At 65.9% G+C, this 22986-nt stretch carries 17 protein-coding genes and 1 pseudogene; 7 read left to right on the top strand and 11 right to left on the bottom strand.

Features of this window, described 5'->3' with window-relative positions; all coding sequences use genetic code 11:
- Positions 1-36: 36 nt before the first annotated feature.
- The 5 genes from iscR to BAMB_RS10940 all read right to left on the bottom strand — a co-directional run bounded on the left by iscR (position 37) and on the right by BAMB_RS10940 (position 3802).
- On the bottom strand, positions 37-576 hold the full coding sequence (iscR, locus tag BAMB_RS10920) for a Fe-S cluster assembly transcriptional regulator IscR (RefSeq protein ID WP_009691731.1): 540 nt from the start codon (positions 574-576) through the stop codon (positions 37-39).
- Between the two features lie 117 nt (positions 577-693).
- Positions 694-1176, bottom strand: a complete 483-nt coding sequence (locus BAMB_RS10925; protein WP_011657380.1) for a low molecular weight protein-tyrosine-phosphatase — start codon at positions 1174-1176, stop codon at positions 694-696.
- Between the two features lie 101 nt (positions 1177-1277).
- Entirely contained in the window at positions 1278-1505 is a 228-nt protein-coding gene (locus BAMB_RS10930; RefSeq protein WP_041491213.1) for a hypothetical protein, read from the bottom strand.
- Between the two features lie 127 nt (positions 1506-1632).
- Positions 1633-3045, bottom strand: a complete 1413-nt coding sequence (locus BAMB_RS10935; protein WP_011657382.1) for a lactate utilization protein B — start codon at positions 3043-3045, stop codon at positions 1633-1635.
- Between the two features lie 34 nt (positions 3046-3079).
- Positions 3080-3802, bottom strand: coding sequence for a (Fe-S)-binding protein (locus BAMB_RS10940; protein WP_011657383.1), 723 nt, complete (start codon positions 3800-3802; stop codon positions 3080-3082).
- Between the two features lie 182 nt (positions 3803-3984).
- Here BAMB_RS10940 and BAMB_RS10945 point away from each other — a divergent pair, with 182 nt between their 5' ends.
- Positions 3985-4794, top strand: a complete 810-nt coding sequence (locus BAMB_RS10945) for an IclR family transcriptional regulator (RefSeq protein ID WP_011657384.1) — start codon at positions 3985-3987, stop codon at positions 4792-4794.
- A gap of 102 nt (positions 4795-4896) precedes the next feature.
- Here BAMB_RS10945 and pbpG read toward each other — a convergent pair whose 3' ends face one another.
- Complete coding sequence (pbpG, locus tag BAMB_RS10950) at positions 4897-6051, bottom strand: D-alanyl-D-alanine endopeptidase (RefSeq protein ID WP_011657385.1); 1155 nt, start codon at positions 6049-6051, stop codon at positions 4897-4899.
- A gap of 657 nt (positions 6052-6708) precedes the next feature.
- Between pbpG and BAMB_RS10955 the strand changes: the two genes are divergently transcribed.
- Positions 6709-7275: a phasin family protein gene (locus tag BAMB_RS10955; protein WP_006755449.1), complete on the top strand. Its 567-nt coding sequence runs from the start codon at positions 6709-6711 to the stop codon at positions 7273-7275.
- A 198-nt stretch (positions 7276-7473) separates the two neighbouring features.
- Here BAMB_RS10955 and lpdA read toward each other — a convergent pair whose 3' ends face one another.
- The 4 genes and pseudogenes from lpdA to BAMB_RS36170 form a co-directional block, all read right to left on the bottom strand.
- Positions 7474-9240, bottom strand: coding sequence for a dihydrolipoyl dehydrogenase (gene lpdA, locus BAMB_RS10960; protein ID WP_011657386.1), 1767 nt, complete (start codon positions 9238-9240; stop codon positions 7474-7476).
- 270 nt (positions 9241-9510) lie between these two features.
- Positions 9511-11166 carry a dihydrolipoyllysine-residue acetyltransferase gene (gene aceF / locus BAMB_RS10965; RefSeq protein WP_011657387.1) on the bottom strand — a complete coding sequence of 552 codons (1656 nt, stop codon included), beginning with the start codon at positions 11164-11166 and terminating at the stop codon, positions 9511-9513.
- 70 nt (positions 11167-11236) lie between these two features.
- Positions 11237-13933, bottom strand: a complete 2697-nt coding sequence (gene aceE / locus BAMB_RS10970; protein WP_011657388.1) for a pyruvate dehydrogenase (acetyl-transferring), homodimeric type — start codon at positions 13931-13933, stop codon at positions 11237-11239.
- 136 nt (positions 13934-14069) lie between these two features.
- Positions 14070-14287: pseudogene (locus BAMB_RS36170) on the bottom strand (hypothetical protein); the annotation flags it as partial.
- Between BAMB_RS36170 and fixL the strand changes: the two are divergent.
- The 4 genes from fixL (at position 14207) to BAMB_RS10990 (ending at position 20801) form a co-directional block, all read left to right on the top strand.
- Positions 14207-16723 (top strand): oxygen sensor histidine kinase FixL, encoded by a 2517-nt coding sequence (fixL, locus tag BAMB_RS10975; RefSeq protein WP_011657389.1) that lies wholly within the window; start codon positions 14207-14209, stop codon positions 16721-16723. The pseudogene BAMB_RS36170 and the gene fixL sit on opposite strands and share 81 nt — an antisense overlap.
- Positions 16720-17358, top strand: coding sequence for an oxygen response regulator transcription factor FixJ (gene fixJ / locus BAMB_RS10980; RefSeq protein WP_006493245.1), 639 nt, complete (start codon positions 16720-16722; stop codon positions 17356-17358). The genes fixL and fixJ overlap by 4 nt, the downstream gene beginning before the upstream one ends.
- Before the next feature lie 241 nt (positions 17359-17599).
- Positions 17600-18457, top strand: coding sequence for a bifunctional methylenetetrahydrofolate dehydrogenase/methenyltetrahydrofolate cyclohydrolase FolD (folD, locus tag BAMB_RS10985; RefSeq protein WP_011657390.1), 858 nt, complete (start codon positions 17600-17602; stop codon positions 18455-18457).
- 256 nt (positions 18458-18713) lie between these two features.
- The gene (locus BAMB_RS10990; RefSeq protein ID WP_006755474.1) at positions 18714-20801 is read left to right on the top strand and encodes a M3 family metallopeptidase; all 2088 of its coding nucleotides are present in this window, start codon (positions 18714-18716) and stop codon (positions 20799-20801) included.
- 60 nt (positions 20802-20861) lie between these two features.
- Here BAMB_RS10990 and dinB read toward each other — a convergent pair whose 3' ends face one another.
- The gene (gene dinB / locus BAMB_RS10995) at positions 20862-22079 is read right to left on the bottom strand and encodes a DNA polymerase IV (RefSeq protein ID WP_011657391.1); all 1218 of its coding nucleotides are present in this window, start codon (positions 22077-22079) and stop codon (positions 20862-20864) included.
- Positions 22080-22216: 137 nt separating this feature from the next.
- Here dinB and BAMB_RS11000 point away from each other — a divergent pair, with 137 nt between their 5' ends.
- Complete coding sequence (locus tag BAMB_RS11000) at positions 22217-22909, top strand: aspartate/glutamate racemase family protein (RefSeq protein WP_011657392.1); 693 nt, start codon at positions 22217-22219, stop codon at positions 22907-22909.
- Positions 22910-22986: the final 77 nt, after the last annotated feature.

Genomic DNA, 22986 nt, shown 5'->3' on the forward strand with positions numbered 1-22986 from the left:
TTATAGGGTGTGCGGGGGTGTGCGGCGCGTAGGCGCTCACGAACTCGCGATGTTGAACACCGAATTGGGACCGAGCGGCATCGTGCGCACCGGTTCGGCCGGCGCCGCGACGGGCTCCGGCGTGCGCCGGTCGCGCAGCACCGCGGGGGCGCCCTCGCGTGCGCGCTGCTGATCGACGAGATCCTGCAGCGACACCGAATCGAGGTATTCGACCATTTTCTGGTTCAGGGTCGACCACAGCTCGTGCGTCATGCAATGGCCGTCGGGCTGCTTCGAGCCGTCGCACGTGCCTTTGCCGCCGCACTGCGTGGCGTCGAGCGGTTCATCGACCGCGATGATGATGTCGGCGACGGTGACGTCCTGCGCGCGGCGCGCGAGGTTGTAGCCGCCGCCCGGGCCGCGCACGGATTCGACGATTTCATGCCTGCGCAGCTTCCCGAACAGCTGTTCGAGATACGAGAGCGAAATCCGCTGGCGCTGGCTGATGCCTGCAAGCGTCACCGGGCCCTGCTCCTGGCGCAGTGCCAAGTCAATCATCGCCGTGACGGCGAAACGGCCTTTGGTGGTGAGTCTCATGGTGTCTAGGGGACTGCAATCTTGACGATTTTGGTCAAGTATAAATATTTGACGATTTTAGTCAAGTATCCATGTCTGCGACAGGGTATTCGCAGCACGCTGAATACCCGGCCGCGATCAGCGTCCGGTACGGCTCCGGAGGGTGTCCAGCAGGCCCGCGCACGCGCGCTCGACTTGATCGAGCACCTGGTCGAAACCCTGCGCGCCGCCGAAATAAGGATCGGCCACTTCGGTCTCGGCCGCGCCCGCCGCGAATTCCATCAGGAGGCGCACCTTGTCGCGATGCTCGGGCGGACAGCGCCGGCGCAATTCCGCGAGATTGGCTTCGTCCATCGCCAGCAGCAGGTCGAACCGCTCGAAATCCGCCGCGCTCACCTGCCGCGCGCGCAGCGCCGACAGGTCGTAGCCGCGGATACGAGCCGCCGCCTGCGCGCGCGTGTCGGGCGGTTCGCCGACGTGCCAGTCGCCGGTGCCGGCCGAATCGATCGCGATGTGCTCGGCCAGCCCGGCCGCGTCCACCTGGTGGCGCATCACGCCTTCCGCGGTGGGCGAACGGCAGATATTGCCGAGACAGACGAAACAGATCGCAACGCGGGTCATCGCACTATCGGAAAGCCGCGGCGAACCGCGTCGGAGAAGAACGCGCCATTATACAAAGGCGCCCGAAACCGCGCCGCCGCGCAAAGCGACGGCGGCGTGCCTTACAGCGCCTTGGGCGCGGCGAGCCCGACGTTGCCGGACGCGGCCGGCAACGGTTGCACCGCGTCGTCGACGAGCCCGAACGACACCGCGCGCGCCAGTTCGGCCGATGCCTGATGCACGGCGAGCGGACCACGCGACGGCGCGTCGGCCATCGCGTGCAGATAGGCGAGCGCGGCGAGCGGGACGACGATTGCCAGCGGCCAGTACATCGATATTGTCTTTTTCATGATGCGGCTCCTTGACCTCATTCCCCGAAACCCAATTCCGGGGACTACAGACGAGATTCTATAGACCGCATCTATCGAGATAAATACATAAATAGCGAACGCACTGTTGTCGCCCCGTGAACAGTCGTCAGCCGAGGTGGCTTTGCGATGCCGCGTACAGTTCGCGGAACGTGCGGCCGGTCGGGGTCGGCATGTCGCGCGTGTCCATCCAGCCGCCCATCATTGGCAGGCGCCGCAGCATGCCGCCGCTGCCGCCGAGCCGCTCGAGCACGCGCACCGCGAGCTTGGTCGTCAACGCGTAAAGCAATGGCCGGCGCGCGAAAAAGCCCCACACGGCGAGTCCGGCGCGCTCGCGCCACGGCCGCAGGTGCCGCTCGACCTGTTTCTCGCGCAGCGTGCGCAGCAGGTGCGACAGCGGGATCCCCACCGGGCAGACGCTGTCGCATTCGCCGCACAGCGTCGCGGCCTGCGGCAGGTCGAGCGCACGGTCGATTCCGACGTAGCTCGGCGTCAGCACCGACCCCATCGGGCCCGGATAGACCCAGCCGTACGCGTGCCCGCCGACCTTCTGGTACACCGGGCAATGGTTCATGCATGCGCCGCAGCGGATGCAGCGCAGCATCTCCTGGAATTCGCCGCCGATCAGGCCCGTGCGGCCGCCGTCGACGAGCACCACGTAGTTGTGTTCCGGGCCGTCCTCGTCGCCCGGGCCGCGGGGCCCGGTGAGCAGGGAGAAGTAGTTCGACGTCTTCTGCCCGGTGGCCGAACGCGGCAGCAGACGCATTGCTGTGGCGAGATCCTCGAGCGTCGGCAGCACCTTCTCGATGCCCGTCACGGCGACATGCACGCGCGGCATCACCGTGCACATGCCTTCGTTGCCTTCGTTCGTGACGATCGCGACCGAACCGGTCTCGGCGATCACGAAGTTGCCGCCCGTCACGCCCATGTCGGCCGACAGGAAATGCGGGCGCAGCACCTCGCGCGCCTCGCGCGTCATGTCGGGAATCTCGGTCAGCCGCTCGCGGTGGTGCGTGCGCGCGAACAGGTCGGCGATCTCGTCCTTGTCCTTGTGCACGACGGGCGCAATGATGTGGCTCGGCGGCTCGTTGTCGTTGATCTGCAGGATGTATTCGCCGAGGTCCGTCTCGATCGACTGCACGCCCATCTCGGCGAGCACCGCGTTCAGGCGCATTTCCTCGGACACCATCGACTTCGTCTTGATGACCTTCTTCACGTCGTGGCGCCGCGCGATGTCGGCGACGAGCCGCGCGGCATCCTCGGTCGTTTCCGCGAACAGCACCGTGGTGCCGCGCCGCGTCGCCTCGCGCTCGAACGCCTCGAGCCACACGTCGAGGTTCTCCAGCGCACGATTGCGGCGCGCCTTCAGCGCGGCGCGCGTCGCCGGGAAGTCGATCGCGGTCATCGCGTCGGCGCGCGCGGACACGAACTTCGTCGACAGCTTCTTCAGGTTCTGCTGCAGGCGCTGATCGGCCAGCTTCTGGCCGGCACGCGCCTTGAAATGCATCGATTGGACTTGCATCGCGGTATCGGGGAAAAGTGAGCGGAACCGGGCGTCAGACGTCGCCCGCCAGCACCTGCGCGACGTGCAGCACGCGCGTGTCGCGGTCGCCCGTGCGGCGCAACCGCCCTTCGATGTTCAGCATGCAGCCGAGGTCGCCCAACACGACGGCGCCCGCGCCGGACGCGCGCACGTTCGCGCATTTCTCGTCCGCGATGGCTGCCGAAATGTCGCCGTACTTGACCGCGAACGTGCCACCGAAGCCGCAGCAGTGCTCGCAGTCCTTCATCTCGGTAACGGCCACGCCGCGCTGCGCGAGCAGCGCGCGCGGTTGCGCCTTCACACCGAGTTCGCGCAGGCCCGAGCAGGAATCGTGGTAGGTGACCGGCCCCGCGAATTCGCCGGGCGCGAGCGTGACCTTCGCGACGTTCGTGAGGAAATCGGTCAGTTCGTAGACTTTCTGCTGGAACCGCGCGAAGCGCCCCATCAGTTCGGGGTCGTCGCGGAACAGATCGCCGTAGTGCGCGCGGATCATGCCGCCGCACGAGCCCGACGGCGCGACGACGTAATCGAACTGCTCGAACTCGCGCAGCGTCTTTTCAGCGAGGTCGCGCGCGAGCGCGCGGTCGCCCGAGTTGTAGGCCGGCTGGCCGCAGCAGGTTTGCGCGGGCGGCACGAACACCTCGTAGCCGGCGTCGCGAATCAGTTTCAGCGCCGAAAAGCCGATTTCCGGACGCATCAGGTCGACCAGGCAGGTCACGAACAAACCGACTCGCATACGCGCTCCTTCGAGAAAACGGCTCTCATTATCCGCCGTTTGGCCGGCAAGACCAACGCCGGCGCATGCGCAAGCATGCATGTCAGGAAACGAGGACTTCCTCGAACGGCGTTCGCTTTTTTCACAATACGAGATACAATCGACGCAACACCGCTTGACGCGTCAACCGATTCTCCCCCGACATGAGCCAACCCACCCCGGATTCCAAAACGTCGATCCAAGTGATCGAACGCATGATGCGGCTGCTGGACGCGCTCGCCGCGCACAGCGACCCCGTCAGCCTGAAGGAGCTTGCGCAACGTACGGAGCTGCATCCGTCGACCGCGCACCGCATCCTCAACGACATGGTGACCTGTCGCCTCGTCGACCGCTCCGATCCCGGCACGTACCGGCTCGGCATGCGGCTGCTCGAGCTCGGCAATCTCGTGAAGGCGCGCCTGTCGGTCCGTGACGCGGCGCTGATGCCGATGCGCGAGCTGCACCGCCTGACGGGCCAGACCGTGAACCTGTCGGTACGCCAGGGCGACGAAATCGTCTACATCGAGCGCGCGTATTCGGAACGCTCGGGGATGCAGGTCGTCCGCGCGATCGGCGGCCGTGCGCCGCTGCATCTGACGTCGGTCGGCAAGCTATTCCTCGCGGTCGACGAAACGTCGCGCGTGCGCGCCTACGCGACGCGCACCGGGCTGTCCGGCCATACGCAGAACAGCATTACCGACATCGCGAAGCTCGAGCGCGAATTAACGCTCGTGCGCCAGCAATCGTGCGCGCGCGACAACGAGGAACTGGAGCTGGGCGTGCGCTGCATCGCGGCCGGCATCTACGACGACTCGGGCAAGCTCGTCGCGGGCCTGTCGCTGTCGGCACCGGCCGACCGCCTGCAGGACGCGTGGCTCGGCCAGTTGAGCCGCACCGCGCTGACCATCTCGGAATCGCTCGGCTACCGCCCCGCGCCCGCGAAGGAGACGGAAGGACTGCAGCGGCACGCATGAGCCGCACTACCCGCCGCACGGCGGCCGGACGAAAAAAAGCCCCGCGATTGCGGGGCTTTTTGTTTGCGGCAACCGGTGCGGCGGCAAACCGCCGCGACGCGATCAGGTGCCGCCGTTCGCCGTGTTGGCCGCCGTCAGGCGCTCGCCGCCGCCGGCGTCGAGCCAGTTGCGCAGGCGCGAGGCATCGGCGAAGCGCGAATACTTGCCGAACGAATCGAGCAGCACCATCACCATCGGCCGGCCATGGATCGTCGCCTGCATTACCAGACATTCGCCCGCCTCGTTGATGAAGCCCGTCTTCTGCAGGCCGATGTCCCACGAGCCATTGCCGCGGATCAGCGCGTTCGTGCTGTTGTAGACCAGGTTGCGCTTGCCCGTATAGACGTCATACGTCCGATCGGTCGAGAACTGACGAATCATCGGGTACTGGTACGCCGCATTGACCATCTTCACGAGGTCGCGCGCGCTCGACACGTTCGAGCTCGACAGGCCCGTCGAATTCTCGAAGTGCGTGTCGTTCATGCCGAGCGACTTCGCCTTCGCGTTCATCGCGGCGATGAAGGCCGGACGGCCGCCCGGGTAGTAGCGCGACAGCGCGGCGGCCGCGCGGTTTTCCGATGCCATCAGCGCGATGTGGAGCATGTCCTCGCGCGACAGGACCGAGCCGACCGACAGGCGCGAGCCCGTGCCCTTTTCGTAGTCGCGATCTTCGTCGGTGACTTCGAGCTGGTCGGTCATCGGCGACTTCGCGTCGAGCACGACCATCGCCGTCATCAGCTTCGAGATCGACGCGATCGGTACGACCGCGTGCGAATTCTTGTCGAACAGCGGCTCGCCGGTGTTCTGGTCGACGACGTACGCGACACTCGAGCGCAGCGCGAGCGCGTCCGGCGTGTCGTGCAGGCCGAACGCCTGGCCGACCGTCGGGCGGCGCGGCTGGAACGCGACCTTGCGCACCGCGCCGCGGTGGCCGTGCACGTTCGCCGCGAGCGTCATGCGCTTGCGCGATGCCTTCGCGCGCGGCGCGTCGGCCGACGCGACGTCGGCGGATTTGGCGGAGGCGGCCTTCACCGACTTCTTCGCGGACGAAGAGGAAGCGGCTTTCTTGGCGGCCTGGTGGGTCTTCGCAGTGGCGGCAAAGGCGTCAACCGGCGTGACGGACGCGGTGGTCGCCAGCAAGGCGACAGCGACCGACACAGCCGTGCCGAGCGTCATGCTCTGCAACAATCTGCGGGGTGAAAACGATTCGGCTTTCATTGGGGTCTGGACAAAGCGGGCGGGAGGTTTCCGCAAGTGTAGTTAAAGCTTAAAAAAAGAGCAATATTAGGCACTTACCGATCGTCGTTAAACCGGAATGTAAGGGTCGCCCGACGATCCATCGATCGACCCTCCCGCTCCCATCGAAAAAATTCATGAGACGCGCTGCCCGCCACTACCCGCCTCCCGATTACCACGCGGTTAATTGAGATAACGTCACTTTGACGGGAAATTAAAGCGGGGAAAGTACGTATCCGGCGCTTGATGGGCCTCCAGCACGGCTCTCGGCCGCGGGCGGCACGTCATCACGGCACGCGCATTGAAACGGCGCGCTTTTCGACAGGAACAGAAGCATAACGTTCCACATGCCTGTCAGGTTTACCTGTGCATGATCATGGTGCGCCGCGCCTGCCCTGCCCGGGTGCGCACCATGTGGGAAAAAACGGCTGAAACCGATTCCACACGCGGGCGATAACTCATTGTTTTATCGATAATTTGTCGCAATTGTGCAATGCACAAAAAATGCTTGACAAGACTTTTCTGTGCCCTAAAATATGACTCATTGCTGCGATGCACAAAGCACGCGGCGCCGAGGTTCCCCAGCGTAGTGCCCTTTATATCCCTGCGATCGACGCGATCGCTTTTCAGGAGCTTGACATGTCCTTGCTGACCCCCGAGCAAATCGCCGCCGCCCAGAAAGCCAACCTCGAAAGCCTGTTCGGTCTGACGACCAAGGCGTTCGAAGGCGTCGAAAAGCTGATCGAACTCAACCTGCAGGTCGTGAAGTCGACGCTGACGGAAAGCCAGGAAAACGCACAGCGCCTGCTGTCGGTGAAGGACGCACAGGAACTGATCGCACTTCAAGCGAGCCTGTCGCAGCCGGTCGCGGAAAAGGTGCTGTCGTACACGCGTCACCTGTATGAAATCGCGTCGTCGACGCAAGCCGAGTTCGCGAAGGTTGCGGAAGCGCAATTCGAAGAGCAGAACAAGAAGGTCCAGGCGCTCGTCGACAACGTCGCGAAGAACGCACCGGCCGGTTCGGAAACGGCTGTCGCCGCACTGAAGTCGGCGCTGAACGCAGCGAACACCACGTACGAAACGGTCCAGAAGGCTGCGAAGCAAGCCGTCGAGATCGCCGAAACGAACTTCAACGCGGCTGCCGCTGTCGCGACGAAGGCTGCAAGCGCTGCTGCATCGCGCCGTTCGACCAAGCCGGCCGCGTAAGCGTCCCTGCTGCTGAAAAAGCCGCGCACTGCGCGGCTTTTTCGTTTGTGGCGCCGACGCACCGGTCGGCCCGCCAGCGTCGATGCGACACGGACGGCGCTCTGCCGTCGGCCTTGGACAAAAGAAAACGCCGCCGTCCGGATGTTCCGGGCGGCGGCGTTTTTCATGGCCGGCGCGAGGCCGGCCATGCCGGTCGAGTTACTTCTTGCGTTGCGGCGGCAGGTCCGTACACACGCCTTCGTACAGTTCGGCGGCCATGCCGATCGATTCGCCGAGCGTCGGGTGCGGATGGATCGTCTTGCCGATGTCTTCCGCGTCCGCGCCCATCTCGACGGCGAGACATACTTCGCTGATTAGGTCGCCCGCGTTCAGGCCGACGATGCCGCCGCCGATCACGCGATGGGTTTCCTCGTCGAAGATCAGCTTCGTGAAGCCTTCGTCGCGGCCGTTCGCGATCGCGCGGCCCGATGCGGCCCACGGGAACACCGCCTTGCCGTACTTGATGCCTTCGGCCTTGCACTGGTCTTCCGTCTTGCCGGCCCACGCCACTTCCGGATCGGTATAGGCCACCGACGGGATCTGCAGCGCGTCGAAGTATGCCTTCTCGCCGTGCGCGGCTTCCGCTGCGACGTGCCCTTCGTGCACGGCCTTGTGCGCGAGCATCGGCTGGCCGACGACGTCGCCGATCGCGAAGATGTGCGGGACGTTCGTGCGCATCTGCTTGTCGACGTCGATGAAGCCGCGGTCGGTGACGGCCACGCCCGCCTTGTCGGCGCCGATCGTCTTGCCGTTCGGGCTGCGGCCCACCGCGACGAGCACGAGGTCGTAGCGCTGCGCTTCCGCCGGCGCCTTCTCGCCCTCGAACTTCACGTAGATGCCGTCTTCCTTCGCTTCCGCGCCGACCGTCTTGGTCTTCAGCATCACGTTGCCGAAGCGCTTCGCGTTGTACTTTTCCCAGACCTTCACGAGATCGCGGTCCGCGCCCATCATCAGGCCGTCCATCATTTCGACCACGTCGATCTCGGCGCCGAGCGTTGCGTACACCGTGGCCATTTCGAGGCCGATGATGCCGCCGCCGATCACCAGCATCCGCTTCGGCAGTTGGCGCAGTTCCAGTGCGCCCGTCGAATCGACGACGCGCGGGTCTTCCGGCATGAACGGCAGCTTCACCGCTTGCGAGCCCGCGGCGATGATTGCCTGCTTGAACTTGACGACCTTCTTGCCGTTTTCGCCCTGCACTTCCATGTGATACGGATCGACGAATGCGCCGACGCCGGTGACGACTTCGACCTTGCGCGCCTTCGCCATGCCGGCGAGGCCCGTCGTCAGTTTCTTGACGACGCCGCCCTTGAAGTCGCGCAGCTTGTCGAGATCGACTTCCGGCTTGCCGAACGTGATGCCGTGCGACGCGAGCGCCGCGGCTTCGTCGATGACGAGCGCCGTGTGCAGCAGTGCCTTCGACGGGATGCAACCGACGTTCAGGCACACGCCGCCGAGCGTCGAATAGCGTTCGACCAGCACCGTCTTCATGCCGAGGTCGGCCGAGCGGAACGCGGCCGAATAGCCGCCGGGGCCGGCGCCGAGCACGAGCATGTCGCACTCGATGTCGGCGGTGCCGCTGTAGCTGCCGGCTTGCGGCGCGGCTGCGGGAGCGGCTGCGGCCGGTGCCGGCGCAGCGGCTGCCGGCTTGGCCGGTTCCGGAGCTTTCACGGGTGCGGCGTCGGTTGCTGCTGCTTCGACGATGGCGATGATGGTGCCTTGCGAGACTTTCTCGCCGGCTTTGACCTTGACTTCCTTGACGGTGCCGGCGACGTCGCTGGGCACTTCCATGGAGGCTTTATCGGATTCGAGCGTGATGAGCGTTTGCTCTTTTTCGATCACGTCGCCGGGTTTCACGTTGACTTCGATGACATCGACGCCGCTGAAATCGCCGATATCCGGAACTTTGACTTCGATGAGACTCATTACTGTCCCCTTCTTGATTAGCTGCTGACAGAGGCAGAGGGCTCAACCGCTGAACGACGGCCTGACTGGAGAACGCGATGCTGGGCAGGACCACCTTTGCTGTCCGCCCAAGGACGCGCCTTTCTTTTGGTTACTTTTCTTTGGAAGACAAAGAAAAGTGACCGCCGCCCCGCGCAGGGGCGACGCCAGCAGACCGTTAGCGAAACAGGTTCAACGACGAGGCATGGATGACCGACATAAACCCCACGCCCCCGCGAGCCCCTCCACTCATCAAAGAATGATGCGACGGAAATCCCCGAGCAACGCTCCGAGATACGCATTGAACCGCGCGGCTTCCGCGCCATCGATCACGCGATGGTCATACGACAGCGACAGCGGCAGCGTCAGACGCGGCACGAACTGCTTGCCGTCCCACACCGGCTTCATCTGCCCGCGCGACAAGCCGAGGATCGCGACTTCCGGCGCGTTGATGATCGGCGTGAAGTTGGTGCCGCCGATCCCGCCGAGCGACGAGATCGAGAAGCAGCCGCCTTGCATCTGGTCCGGCTTCAGCTTGCCGTCGCGCGCGGCCTTCGACAGCTCGGCCATTTCCTTCGCGATGTCGACGAGGCCCTTCTTGTCCGCATCGCGGATCACCGGCACGACGAGGCCGTTCGGCGTATCGGCAGCGAAACCGACGTGGTAGTACTGCTTGAACACCAGGTTGTCGCCGTCGAGGCTCGCGTTGAAGGTCGGGAACTTCTTCAGCGCGGCGACGACCGCCTTGATCACGAACGCGAGCATCGTGAACTTCACGCCCGCCTTCTCGTGCTCCTTGTTCAGCTGGACGCGCAGCGCTTCGAGCTCGGTGATGTCCGCTTCGTCGTTGTTCGTGACGTGCGGGATCATCACCCAGTTGCGATGCAGGTTCGCGCCGGAGATCTTCTTGATGCGCGACAGCGGCTTCGCTTCGAACGGGCCGAACTTCGAGAAGTCGACCTTCGGCCACGGCAGCAGGTTCAGCTCGCCGCCGCCTGCCGGCGCGGCTGCAGCAGCCGGTGCCGCGCGCTGGCCCGTCATCACGCCCTTCACGAAGCCCGTGATGTCTTCCTTGGTGATGCGGCCCTTCGGACCGCTACCCTGCACGCGTGCGACTTCGACGCCGAGTTCGCGCGCGAACTTGCGCACCGACGGCGACGCGTGGCTTGCACGATACTCGCCCGACGGTGCGGCGGCCGGTGCAGCTGCGGCCGGTGCCGGCGCGGCCTTCGCGGGTGCCGGTGCTGCGGCAGGTGCCGGCGCGGCCGGAGCCGGAGCCGGTGCGCTCGCCTGCGGCGCGGCGGCAGCCGGTGCGCCGGCGGCGTCGAGCAGCACGATCAGCGTGCCTTCCGACACCGAATCGCCCACCTTGACCTTGATTTCCTTCACGACGCCGGCGGCCGGGCTCGGCACGTCCATCGTCGCCTTGTCCGACTCGAGCGTGACGAGCGACTGCTCCTTCTCGACCGTGTCGCCGACCTTCACGCCGATCTCGATCACCGGGACATCCTTGTAGTCGCCGATGTCGGGTACCTTCACCTCGAGCGTGCCGCCCGACGCTGCCGGCGCGGCGGCCGGTGCCGCTGCGGCCGGTGCTGCCGGTGCCGGGGCTGCCGCCGGAGCCGGGGCCGCCGCCGGCGCTGCCGCGCCGTTCACCTGCGCCGCGGCGCCGCCTTCGAGCAGGATGATCAGCGAGCCTTCCGACACGGAATCGCCCACCTTGACCTTCACTTCCTTGACCGTGCCGCCAGCCGGGCTCGGCACGTCCATCGTCGCCTTGTCCGACTCGAGCGTGACGAGCGACTGCTCGGGCTCGACCGTGTCACCCGCCTTCACCAGCACCTCGATGACGGGCACGTCCTTGTAATCGCCGATATCCGGCACCTTCACTTCGATCGCTTGACTCATCTTTTTGTGTCTCCATGGCCGCGCCCGCCCCTCCCGGAAGCGGCGCGCGGCATCACACGGCGCGTGTGCGTTAAACGGTCATCGGGTTGGGCTTGGACGGATCGAGGTTGTACTTGGCGATCGCGTCCGCGACCACCTTGCGCTCGATCGTGCCTTCGTCGGCCAGCGCGTTGAGCGCGGCGACGGTGACCCAGTGACGGTCGACTTCGAAGAAGTGACGCAGCTTTTCGCGGGTGTCCGAACGACCGAAGCCGTCCGTGCCCAGCACGACGAAGCGGCGATCGATCTGACCACGGATCTGGTCGACCAGCGCGCGCACGTAGTCGGTCGATGCGATGACCGGACCCTGCGTGTCCTTCAGGCACTTCTGCACGTGCGACAGGCGACGCTCCTCGGTCGGATGGAGCAGGTTCCAGCGCTCGACATCGTGGCCTTCACGCGCGAGTTCGGTGAAGCTCGGCACGCTCCACAGATCGGCCGCGACGCCCCAGTCGTTCTTCAGCAGGTCGGCGGCGGCGATCACTTCGTTGAAGATCGTGCCCGCGCCGAGCAGCTGCACGCGCGGCGCCTTCTGGTCGGCGTCGGCCTTCTTGAACGCGTACATGCCCTTGATGATGTCGGCCGCCACGTGCTCGCCCTGCGGAATCGCCGGGTGCTCGTAGTTCTCGTTCATCACCGTGACGTAGTAGTACACGTCTTCCTGCTCCTGCACCATGCGGCGCAGACCGTCCTGGATGATCACCGCAAGTTCGTAGCCGAACGTCGGGTCGTAGCTCACGCAGTTCGGCACCGATGCCGCCCACAGGAGCGAGTGACCGTCTTCGTGCTGCAGGCCTTCGCCGTTCAGCGTCGTGCGGCCCGCGGTGCCGCCGAGCAGGAAGCCGCGCGAGCGCATGTCGCCCGCCGCCCATGCGAGGTCGCCGATCCGCTGGAAGCCGAACATCGAATAGAAGATGTAGAACGGCACCATGATCTCGCCGTGCGTCGAATACGACGTCGCCGCCGCGATCCAGTCGCACATGCCGCCCGCTTCGTTGATGCCTTCCTGCAGGATCTGGCCGGTTTCCGATTCCTTGTAGAACATCAGCTGGTCGGAATCTTCCGGCACGTACTTCTGGCCTTCCTGGTTCCAGATACCGATCTGGCGGAACAGGCCTTCCATGCCGAACGTACGCGATTCGTCCGGGACGATCGGCACGACGCGCTTGCCGAGCGCCTTGTCCTTCAACAGGATGTTCAGGACCCGCACGAACGCCATCGTCGTCGAGATCTCGCGGCCTTCGCCCGTGCCCTTCAGCAGCGGCTCGAATGCGTCGAGCGCCGGCACCGGCAGCGAGGTCGCCTTTTCGCGGCGATGCGGCAGGTAGCCGCCGAGGTCCATGCGCTTCTGGCGCATGTATTCGAGTTCCTTCGAGCCTTCCTCGAACTTCAGGTACGGCACGTCGGCGATCTGCTCGTCGGCGATCGGCAGGCGGAACTGGTCACGGAACTTCTTCAGTTGCTCGACCGGCAGCTTCTTCTGCTGGTGCGTGATGTTCATCGCCTGGCCCGACTCGCCCATCCCGTAGCCCTTGATGGTCTTCGCGAGGATGACGGTCGGCGCGCCCTTCGTGTTGGTCGCTTCGTGGAATGCCGCGTAGATCTTGTGCGGATCGTGGCCGCCACGGTTCAGCGCCCAGATGTCGTCGTCCGACCAGTCGGCGACGAGCGCCTTCAGTTCAGGCGTGTTGAAGAAGTGTTCGCGAACGAACGCGCCCGACTCCGACTTGTACGTCTGGTATTCGCCGTCGACGGCTTCCATCATGCGGCGCATCAGCGCGCCCGTCTGGTCGCGTGCGAACAGCGCATCCCAGCGGCTGCCCCAGATGACCTTGATCACGTTCCAGCCGGCACCGCGGAATTCCGATTCCAGTTCCTGGATGATCTTGCCGTTGCCGCGCACCGGACCGTCGAGACGCTGCAGGTTGCAGTTGATCACGAACACCAGGTTGTCGAGCTTCTCGCGGCTCGCCATGCCGATCGCGCCGAGCGATTCCGGCTCGTCGGTCTCGCCGTCGCCGAGGAACGCCCAGACCTTGCGGCCGGCCGTCTTCGCGATGCCGCGCGATTCCAGGTACTTCATGAAGCGGGCCTGGTAGATCGCCATGATCGGGCCGAGACCCATCGACACCGTCGGGAACTGCCAGAAGTCCGGCATCAGCCACGGGTGCGGGTACGACGAGATGCCCTTGCCGTCGACTTCCTGGCGGAAGTTGTCGAGCTGCTCTTCCGACAGGCGGCCGAGCAGGAACGCGCGCGAGTACACGCCCGGCGACGAGTGACCCTGCACGAACACGAGATCGCCGCCGTGCTGGTCGGACGCCGCGTGCCAGAAGTGGTTGTAGCCGACGTCATAGAGCGTCGCGGCCGACGCGAACGATGCGATGTGGCCGCCGACGTTCGTGTCCTTGCCTGCGCGCAGCACCATCGCCAGCGCGTTCCAGCGCGTGTACGAACGAATGCGGTGCTCGATGTCCTGGTCGCCCGGGATCTTCGCCTGCGCGGCGACGGGAATCGTGTTGATGTACGGGGTGTTGGCGGAGAACGGCAGGTGTTCGCCGTGCATGCGGGCGAACTCGATCTGCTTTTCGATCAGGTAGTGCGCGCGGCCGGTGCCCACGGAGGAGATCACGCCATCGAGCGACTCGAGCCACTCGACGGTTTCTTGCGGGTCGTCGTCACGTTCGGCGGCGACATACTTCATCACTTCGTTCGGTACAGCGGACATTCTCGTCTCCTGGGTCCTGGAATGTGAGGATCGCTCTCATGCAGACGACGCGACGCGACCGGCTGCGGGCAAGCTCCGACGGATTGTAATGAGCGTGGACGGGCCCGCGCAACTGAATTTTCGAATTATGAGATCTTTTCTCGTAATGCGAAATATTGCTGCGCTGCACCCATCGGCTGGGGCTCCGCGGCGCGCGCCGCGGGCACAAATCCGTTTCCGTTCAACATATCCGGTATCGGTTTTCCATGTATTGCGCTGCGCTACAATCCTGCCATGTTGACCGATCGGCTTTTCGCACGCTCGGCGCGACCGTCGGGCCCGCCGGCGGAGTCGCAGCCGTCCCGTTGGCACCACGGACCGTGGTGGTCCAATTCCTATTTGCTGACGCCGCTGCTGTCGATCCTCGTGTTCCTCGTGGTGATGAGCCTGATTCTATGGAGCCTCAATCGCCGCGAACAGCAGCAGCAGGAAGACACGCTGTTCCGTAACGTCGCGTGGGCGCAGCAGCAGATCCGCCTGTCGATGACGGGTGCGCAGGAACAGCTGCAGGCGCTGTCGCGCGATCTCGCGTCGGGCCGCCTCGACCAGAACGCGTTCCAGATGGCCGTGGCGGACGTGATGCAGACGCATCCGGAAATCCTCTATCTGAACTGGTACACCGCGCCCGGCGTGCAGCGCTGGCCGGCCGTGCACCCGCCGCTGCTCGGCCAGCGGCTCGCGAAGCCCGGCGACGCCCAGATGCAGGACGCCGTGCGCGGCGCGTACGACGAAGCGCGCAGCACGCGCCGCCAGGCCTATTCGCCGCTGATCTACGACGACTTCGGCAACGGCTTCATCACGCTGCAGACGCCCGTGATGCGCGGCGACCGCGAATATCTCGGCTCGATCGCCGCGGTGTTCTCGGTCGAAGGGATCCTGAAGCACGACATCCCGCAGGAGTTGTCGTCGAAGTACAAGATCTCGATCACCGACTCGAACAACCGCGAGCTGTCGTCCACGTCGACGCGCCCGCGCCTGCCGCGCGACTCCCATTACGACCTGCCGCTCGATCCGCCCGGCCAGGGGCTGACCGTGCGCGTGTACGCGTTCCCGCAGCTCACGAACCTGACCAACAACACGCTCGTGTGGCTCGTCGCCGGGCTGTCGTGCTTCGTGCTGTGGAGCCTCTGGAGCCTGTGGAAGCACACGCGCCAGCGCTTCGAGGCGCAGCAGGCGCTGTACGCGGAGGCATTCTTCCGCCGCGCGATGGAAAATTCGGTGCTGATCGGCATGCGCGTGCTCGACATGCACGGCCGCATCACACACGTGAACCCCGCGTTCTGCCGGATGACGGGCTGGGATGAAACCGACCTGGTCGGCAAGGTCGCGCCGTTCCCGTACTGGCCGCGCGACGCGTATCCGGAAATGCAGCGCCAGCTCGACATGACGCTGCGCGGCAAGGCGCCGAGCTCGGGCTTCGAGCTGCGCGTGCGGCGCAAGAACGGCACGCTGTTCCATGCGCGCCTCTACGTGTCGCCGCTGATCGACAGCTCGGGCCGCCAGACCGGCTGGATGTCGTCGATGACCGACATCACCGAGCCAAAGCGCGCCCGCGAGGAACTCGCGGCCGCGCACGAGCGCTTCACGACGGTGCTCGAAAGCCTCGACGCCGCGGTGTCGGTGCTCGCCGCCGACGAAGCCGAGCTGCTGTTCGCGAACCGCTACTACCGCCACCTGTTCGGGATTCGCCCCGACGGCCATCTCGAGCTGTCGGGCGGCGGCTTCGACCGCGCGCAGGCGTCGTCCGACTCGATCGACATGGTCGACACGTTCGCGGGCCTGCCGGCCGCCGCGCTGACGAGCAGCACGGCCGACGCGCAGGAGGTATACGTCGAGAGCATCCAGAAATGGTTCGAGGTGCGCCGCCAGTACATCCAGTGGGTGGACGGCCACCTCGCGCAGATGCAGATCGCGACCGACATCACGACCCGCAAGAAGGCGCAGGAACTCGCGCACCAGCAGGAAGAGAAGCTGCAGTTCACGAGCCGATTGATGACGATGGGTGAAATGGCGTCGTCGATTGCTCACGAATTGAATCAGCCGCTCGCCGCGATCAACAACTACTGCTCGGGCACGCTCGCGCTCGTGAAGAGCGGCCGCGGCACGCCCGAGACGCTGCAGCCCGCGCTGGAAAAGACCGCGCAGCAGGCGCTGCGCGCCGGGATGATCGTCAAGCGGATCCGCGAATTCGTGAAGCGCAGCGAGCCGAAGCGCCAGCCGGCGCGGGTCGCGGACATCGTCGCCGACGCGGTCGGGCTCGCCGAAATCGAGGCCAGGAAGCGCAGGATCCGGATCGTCACGGAAATCCTCGCAAGAATGCCTATTATTTATGTCGACCCCGTGTTGATCGAGCAGGTACTGATGAACCTGATGAAGAACGCGGCCGAGGCGATGGCCGACGTGAAGCCGGCGACGGTGGACGGCGTGATCCGCGTCGTCGCCGACATCGACGCCGGTTTCGTCGACATCCGCGTGATCGACCAGGGTCCGGGCGTCGACGAGGCAACCGCCGAACGCCTGTTCGAACCGTTTTACAGCACCAAGTCCGACGGCATGGGCATGGGGCTGAACATCTGCCGTTCGATCATCGAATCGCATCGGGGGCGTCTGTGGGTGGTCAACAATGTCGAACCGGATGGCCGCATTTCCGGCGCGACATTCCACTGCAGCCTGCCCATTGGGGAACCCGCTGATCTCGGCCAAGGGGGGCGCGAGGCATCGGCATCACATACCGTTACGGGAGAACTATGAATAGCCCTGTCACCACCACTCAGGAAACCGTCTTCGTCGTCGACGACGACGAGGCCGTACGGGACTCGCTGCGCTGGCTGCTGGAGGCGAACGGCTATCGCGTGCAATGCTTCTCGAGCGCGGAGCAGTTCCTCGATGCGTACCAGCCGGCGCAGCAGGCCGGCCAGATCGCCTGCCTGATCCTCGACGTCCGGATGTCGGGCATGAGCGGCCTCGAGCTGCAGGAGCGCCTGATCGCCGACAACGCCGCGCTGCCGATCATCTTCGTCACGGGCCACGGCGACGTGCCGATGGCGGTGTCGACGATGAAAAAGGGTGCGATGGACTTTATCGAGAAACCGTTCGACGAGGCCGAGCTGCGCAAGCTCGTCGAGCGGATGCTCGACAAGGCCCGAAGCGAAAGCAAGAGCGTCCAGGAGCAGCGCGCCGCGAGCGAGCGTCTGTCGAAGCTGACCGCGCGCGAGCAGCAGGTGCTCGAGCGGATCATTGCCGGCCGCCTGAACAAGCAAATCGCCGACGATCTCGGGATCAGCATCAAGACGGTCGAGGCGCACCGCGCGAACATCATGGAAAAGCTCAACGTCAACACGGTGGCCGATCTGCTGCGCCTCGCGCTGTCGAAGAAGCAGGCCTGAACGTCGCGTGCGGCCGCGGGCCCCGCCCGGCCGGCCGCACCCACGCACCCGCGGGCCGCGCAATGCGGCCCACTCGCGCGGCGCGGCCCGGCGCTTGCTCCCGGGCGCCGGCATCGCCGCCATGACGCTTTCCTTGCATTCGCTGTCGGACGACAGCAGGCGACCGGTATAATTGCGTGCTTTGCTGCGGCGTTTCGTGCGCCGCACACCCGCATTCCAACTTCCCGGCAGGACCACCACCATGACAGCCCTCCTCATCGACGGCAACGCCCTCTCGAAGACCTTGCGCACGCAGGCCGCCCAACGCGCCGCCGCCCTCACCGCCCGCGGCCACCAGCCTGGTCTCGCGGTGGTCCTCGTCGGCGCCAACCCGGCGAGCGAAGTCTATGTGCGCAACAAGATCAAGGCGTGCGAGGACAACGGCTTCTTCTCGCACAAGGATGCGTACCCGGACACGCTGTCGGAAGCCGACCTGCTCGCGCGCATCGACGAACTGAACCGCGATCCGAAGATCCACGGCATCCTGGTCCAGCTGCCGCTGCCCGCGCACATCGACAGCCACAAGGTGCTCGAGGCAATCGCTCCGGAGAAGGACGTCGACGGCTTCCACGTCGCGAACGCCGGCGCGCTGATGACGGGCAAGCCGCTGTTCCGCCCGTGCACGCCGTACGGCGTGATGAAGATGTTCGAAGCGCATGACATCCCGCTGCAAGGCGCGAACGCGGTCGTGATCGGCCGCTCGAACATCGTCGGCAAGCCGATGGCGATGATGCTGCTCGAAGCCGGCGCGACCGTGACGATCTGCCACAGCAAGACGCGCGACCTCGCCGCGCACACGCGCCAGGCCGACATCGTGGTCGCCGCGGTCGGCAAGCGCAACATCCTGACGGCCGACATGGTCAAGCCCGGCGCGACGGTGATCGACGTCGGCATGAACCGCGACGACGCGGGCAAGCTGTGCGGCGATGTCGACTTCGCCGGCGTGAAGGAAGTCGCCGGCCACATCACGCCGGTGCCCGGCGGCGTCGGCCCGATGACGATCACGATGCTGCTGATCAACACGATCGAAGCCGCCGAGCGCGCCGCCGCGGCCGCCTGATCGCCCTTGCCTGCACAGCCGGCGCGCATTCGCGCGCCGGCATCTCGCCGGTCGCCATTGCGGCCGCGCGTCACACTGTCACATCCCGCCGCGTTTCGCCCGAATCCGACCCCGCGTCGCGCGTATCCAATCGCGTCGTTAGAAACTAACGATTGGAAAGCGCGCGATGCGCCCCAATAATGTCGGTATCGGGCGCCGCTGCTTCGCGCCTCACCCTTTTCACCCCGGTTCATCCGGCAACAGACAGGGAGTCTTAATGTCCGCCAGCGCCAATACCAATCCGCTCCTCGATTTCTCCGGCCTGCCCCGCTTCGGCGAGATTCGTCCGGAACATGTGACGCCCGCGCTCGACACGCTGCTCGACACCGCCAACCGCGCGGTCGACACCGCGAGCGCACCCGCGACGCCGGCGACCTGGGCCACGATCGTCGAGACGGTCGAGCAGGCGACGGAGCCGCTCGGGCGCGCATGGGGCGTCGTCGGCCATCTGAACGCGGTCGCCGATACGCCGGAACTGCGGGCCGCCTACGGCGAAAACCTGCCACGCGTGACCGAATTCTGGTCGAGCGTCGGCCAGAACCTCGCGCTGTACGAGAAGTACAAGGCGATCGCCGCGAGCGCCGAATACGCGACGCTGTCCGCCGAGCGCAAGAAGATCCTCGACAACGCGCTGCGCGATTTCCGCCTGTCGGGCGCCGAGCTGCCGGAAGACCAGAAGCCGCGCTTCGCGGAACTGCAGGAGCAGCAGGCCGCGCTGTCGAAGGCGTTCTCCGACCACGTGCTCGACGCGACCAACGCGTATGCGTACTTCGCGCAGGACGAGGCCGAACTCGCCGGCCTGCCGGGCGACGCGATCGAAGCGGCCCGCGAAGCCGCGCAGAAGGAAGGCAAGGAAGGCTGGAAATTCACGCTGCACTTCCCGTCCTACTTCCCGGTGCTGCAATACGCGGAGAACCGCGCGATGCGCGAGACGCTGTATCGCGCGTATGCGACGCGCGCCTCCGAACTCGGGCCGCAGTACGGCGGCGGCAAGGCCGAATGGGACAACACGGCGATCGTCGCCGACGAGCTGAAGCTGCGCCGTGAAGAGGCACAGATGCTCGGCTACCGCAACTTCGCCGAAGTGTCGCTCGCGCCGAAGATGGCCGAGTCGCCGCAGCAGGTCATCGCGTTCCTCGAGGATCTCGCGACGCGCGCGCGCCCGCACGCCGACAAGGACTGGGACGAACTGCGCGCGTTCGCCGCGAAGGAACTCGGCCTGACCGAACTCGCGCCGTGGGACGTCGCGTTCGCGGCCGAGCGGCTGCGCCAGCAGCGCTACGCGTTCTCGGAAAACGAGGTCAAGCAGTACTTCCCGGAACCGGCCGTGCTGAAGGGCCTCTTCACCGTCACCGAAACGCTGTTCGGCGTGCGGATCAAGCCGGACGACGCGCCGGTCTGGCACCGGGACGTGCGCTTTTTCCGCGTCGAGAACCGCGACGGCTCGCTCGTCGCGCAGTTCTATCTCGACCTGTATGCACGCGAAGGCAAGCGCGGCGGCGCGTGGATGGACGATGCGCGTGCGCGCGCGAAGCGCGGCGGCACCGTGCAGACGCCGGTCGCGTACCTGACCTGCAACTTCTCGGCGCCGGTCGGCGGCAAGCCCGCGTGCTTCACGCACGACGAAGTCATCACGCTGTTCCATGAATTCGGCCACGGGCTGCATCACATGCTCACGCGCGTCGACGAGCTCGGCGTGTCGGGCATCAACGGCGTCGAATGGGATGCGGTCGAGCTGCCGTCGCAGTTCATGGAAAACTTCTGCTGGGAATGGGACGTGCTGTCGTCGATGTCGTCGCACATCGATACCGGCGCGTCGCTGCCGCGCGAGCTGTTCGACAAGATGATCGCCGCGAAGAACTTCCAGAGCGGCCTCGGCACGCTGCGCCAGATCGTGTTCTCGATGTTCGACATGCTGCTGCACGTCGACTTCGACCCGGCCGGCGCGACCGGCGTGAATGCGTTCGCGCGCGAGATCAACGAGCGCTACCACGTGATCCCGCAGGCAGCGTTCTCGCGCTGGCCGAACACGTTCAGCCACATCTTCGCGGGCGGCTATGCGGCCGGCTACTACAGCTACAAGTGGGCCGAGGTGCTGTCGGCCGACGCGTACGCGGCGTTCGAGGAAGCGGCCGCCGCAGGCGGCAGCGTGCTCGACGCGGCGACCGGCACGCGCTATCGCCGCGAGATCCTCGAAGTCGGCGGCAGCCGCCCGGCGATGGATTCGTTCAAGGCGTTCCGCGGCCGCGAGCCGGAAATCGACGCGCTGCTGCGCCACAACGGGATGACCTCCGCCGCGCACTGAGCACGCGCTGGCCGGTTCGGCCCGCTGCTTTGGAAGGCACCGCTTCGGCGGTGCCTTTTTTCATGGTGCGGGGGGTTTGGCGTTGGCGGCGTTGGCAGCATCGTCGGCGTGGTCAACTTGGTCGACTTCATCGTCGAACAACGAGAACTGCCCGCGCCGCTCGGCCGTGTCCTCGTCGATGCGCACGCCGACGCCCAGCAGCCGCACGGCCTGCGCGCGCCGCTGCAGCCCCTTCGCGAGCAGCGTGACCGCCGTCTGCGCATTCGTCGCGTCGGCCACGCATTCGACCGTCGTGCGCTGGAAATCGGCGAAGCGAATCTTCACGTACAGCTTGCGGATCGCCCGCACAGCACCCGCACGCGCGATCCGCGCGTCGAGCTGCACGACGAGGCGGCGGATCTCGTCCGCGCATTGTTCGAGCGTCGTCAGGTCTGTCACATAGGTCGTCTCGACGCTGACCGACTTGCGCTCCTGGTCGGCCTGCACCGGCCGCTCGTCGATCCCGCGCGCCAGCTGGTACAGCCGTCGACCGAACGCGCCGAAGTCGCGATGCAGGTCGATCAGCGACCAGTCGCGCAACTGCGCGCAGGTCTGGATGCCGAGCCGCTCGAGCCGCGCGGCCGTCACCTTGCCGACACCGTGCAGCTTGCGCACGGGCAGCGCGGCGACGAACGCATCGACTTCATGTGGGCGCACGACGAACAGGCCGTCGGGCTTGTTCCAGTCGGACGCGATCTTCGCGATGAACTTGTTCGGCGCGACGCCCGCCGACACCGTCACGCCCACCGTGTCGTACACACGCTGGCGGATCTCCCGCGCGATCAGCGTCGCGCTGCCCTGGCACAGTTCGGAGCCGCTGACGTCGAGATAAGCCTCGTCGAGCGACAGCGGCTCGACGTCGTGCGTGTAGTCGCGATAGATCGCCATGATCTGCCGCGACGCCGCGCGGTACTTGTCCATCGCGGACGGCAGGATCAGCAGGTCCGGACACTTGCGCATCGCCAGCGCCGACGACATCGCCGAATGCACGCCGTAGCGCCGCGCCTCGTAGTTGCAGGTCGCGATCACGCCGCGCTGGTCGGGCCGGCCGCCGACCGCGAGCGGCCGGTTGCGCAGCGACGGGTCGTCGCGCATCTCCACCGACGCGTAAAAGCAGTCGCAGTCGCAATGGATGATCTTGCGCACGCGCGGCGGCGCATCGCCAGGCGGCGGCTCGCGGGGAGGATCGGCAGGCGGGATGATGGTCGGATTCACGGTGCCGATACTGTACAAAAACACAGTGCCGGTTTCAACTGTCGCGTACTGCCGCGTTCGGTCGCCCCGTACCGGCGCACTTCGCGCCGATCGTGCCGCCCGCGCGCACGGGCCGGCCCCTATACTCGTCTGCCACGACATACGAAATGCACAGGTGACGGATGAAGACGATCGGACTGATCGGCGGGATGAGCTGGGAATCGTCGGCGGAGTACTACCGGATGATCAATCGCCATTCGAAGGCGCTGCACGGCGGCCATCACAACGCGAAGAGCGTGCTGGTCACGGTCGATTTCGCCGAGATCGAAGCGCTGCAGCGCGCGCAGGACTGGGTCGCGCTCGGCGAACGGATGGCCGACGCCGCGCGGCAACTCGAAGCGGCCGGCGCCGATCTCGTCGTGCTGACGACCAACACGATGCACCGCGTATATGGCGCGATCGAAGCTGCGGTCGCGCTGCCGTTCCTGCACATCGCCGATCCGACCGGCGCCGCGCTGCGCGCCGCGGGCGTCGAGCGCGTCGCGCTGCTCGGCACGCGCTACACGATGGAATTGCCGTTCTATGCGGAGCGTTTGCGCGACAAGTTCGGCCTCGACGTGCTGGTGCCGGACGAAGCCGCGCGCGGCGACGTGCACCGGATCATCTACGACGAGCTGTGTCACGGCGTGATCGATGCGGCGTCGCGCGCAACCTACGTGGCGATCATCGACGAACTGGCGAAACGCGGCGCGCAAGCCGTGATTCTCGGCTGCACGGAAATCACGCTGCTGATCGGCGCGGACGATTCGCCGCTGCCGGTATTCGATACGACCGCGCTGCATGCGAAGGCGGCGGTCGAGTGGGCGGCGGGCTGACCATCGCGCGCCGCCGCGGGGTGGACATTGGCCCGAGGCCGGTGCGCTCTCCGGCCACCCTCACCGCGATTTGAAGG

Origin of the sequence: Burkholderia ambifaria AMMD (genome assembly GCF_000203915.1) — a bacterium.
GTDB lineage: Bacteria > Pseudomonadota > Gammaproteobacteria > Burkholderiales > Burkholderiaceae > Burkholderia > Burkholderia ambifaria.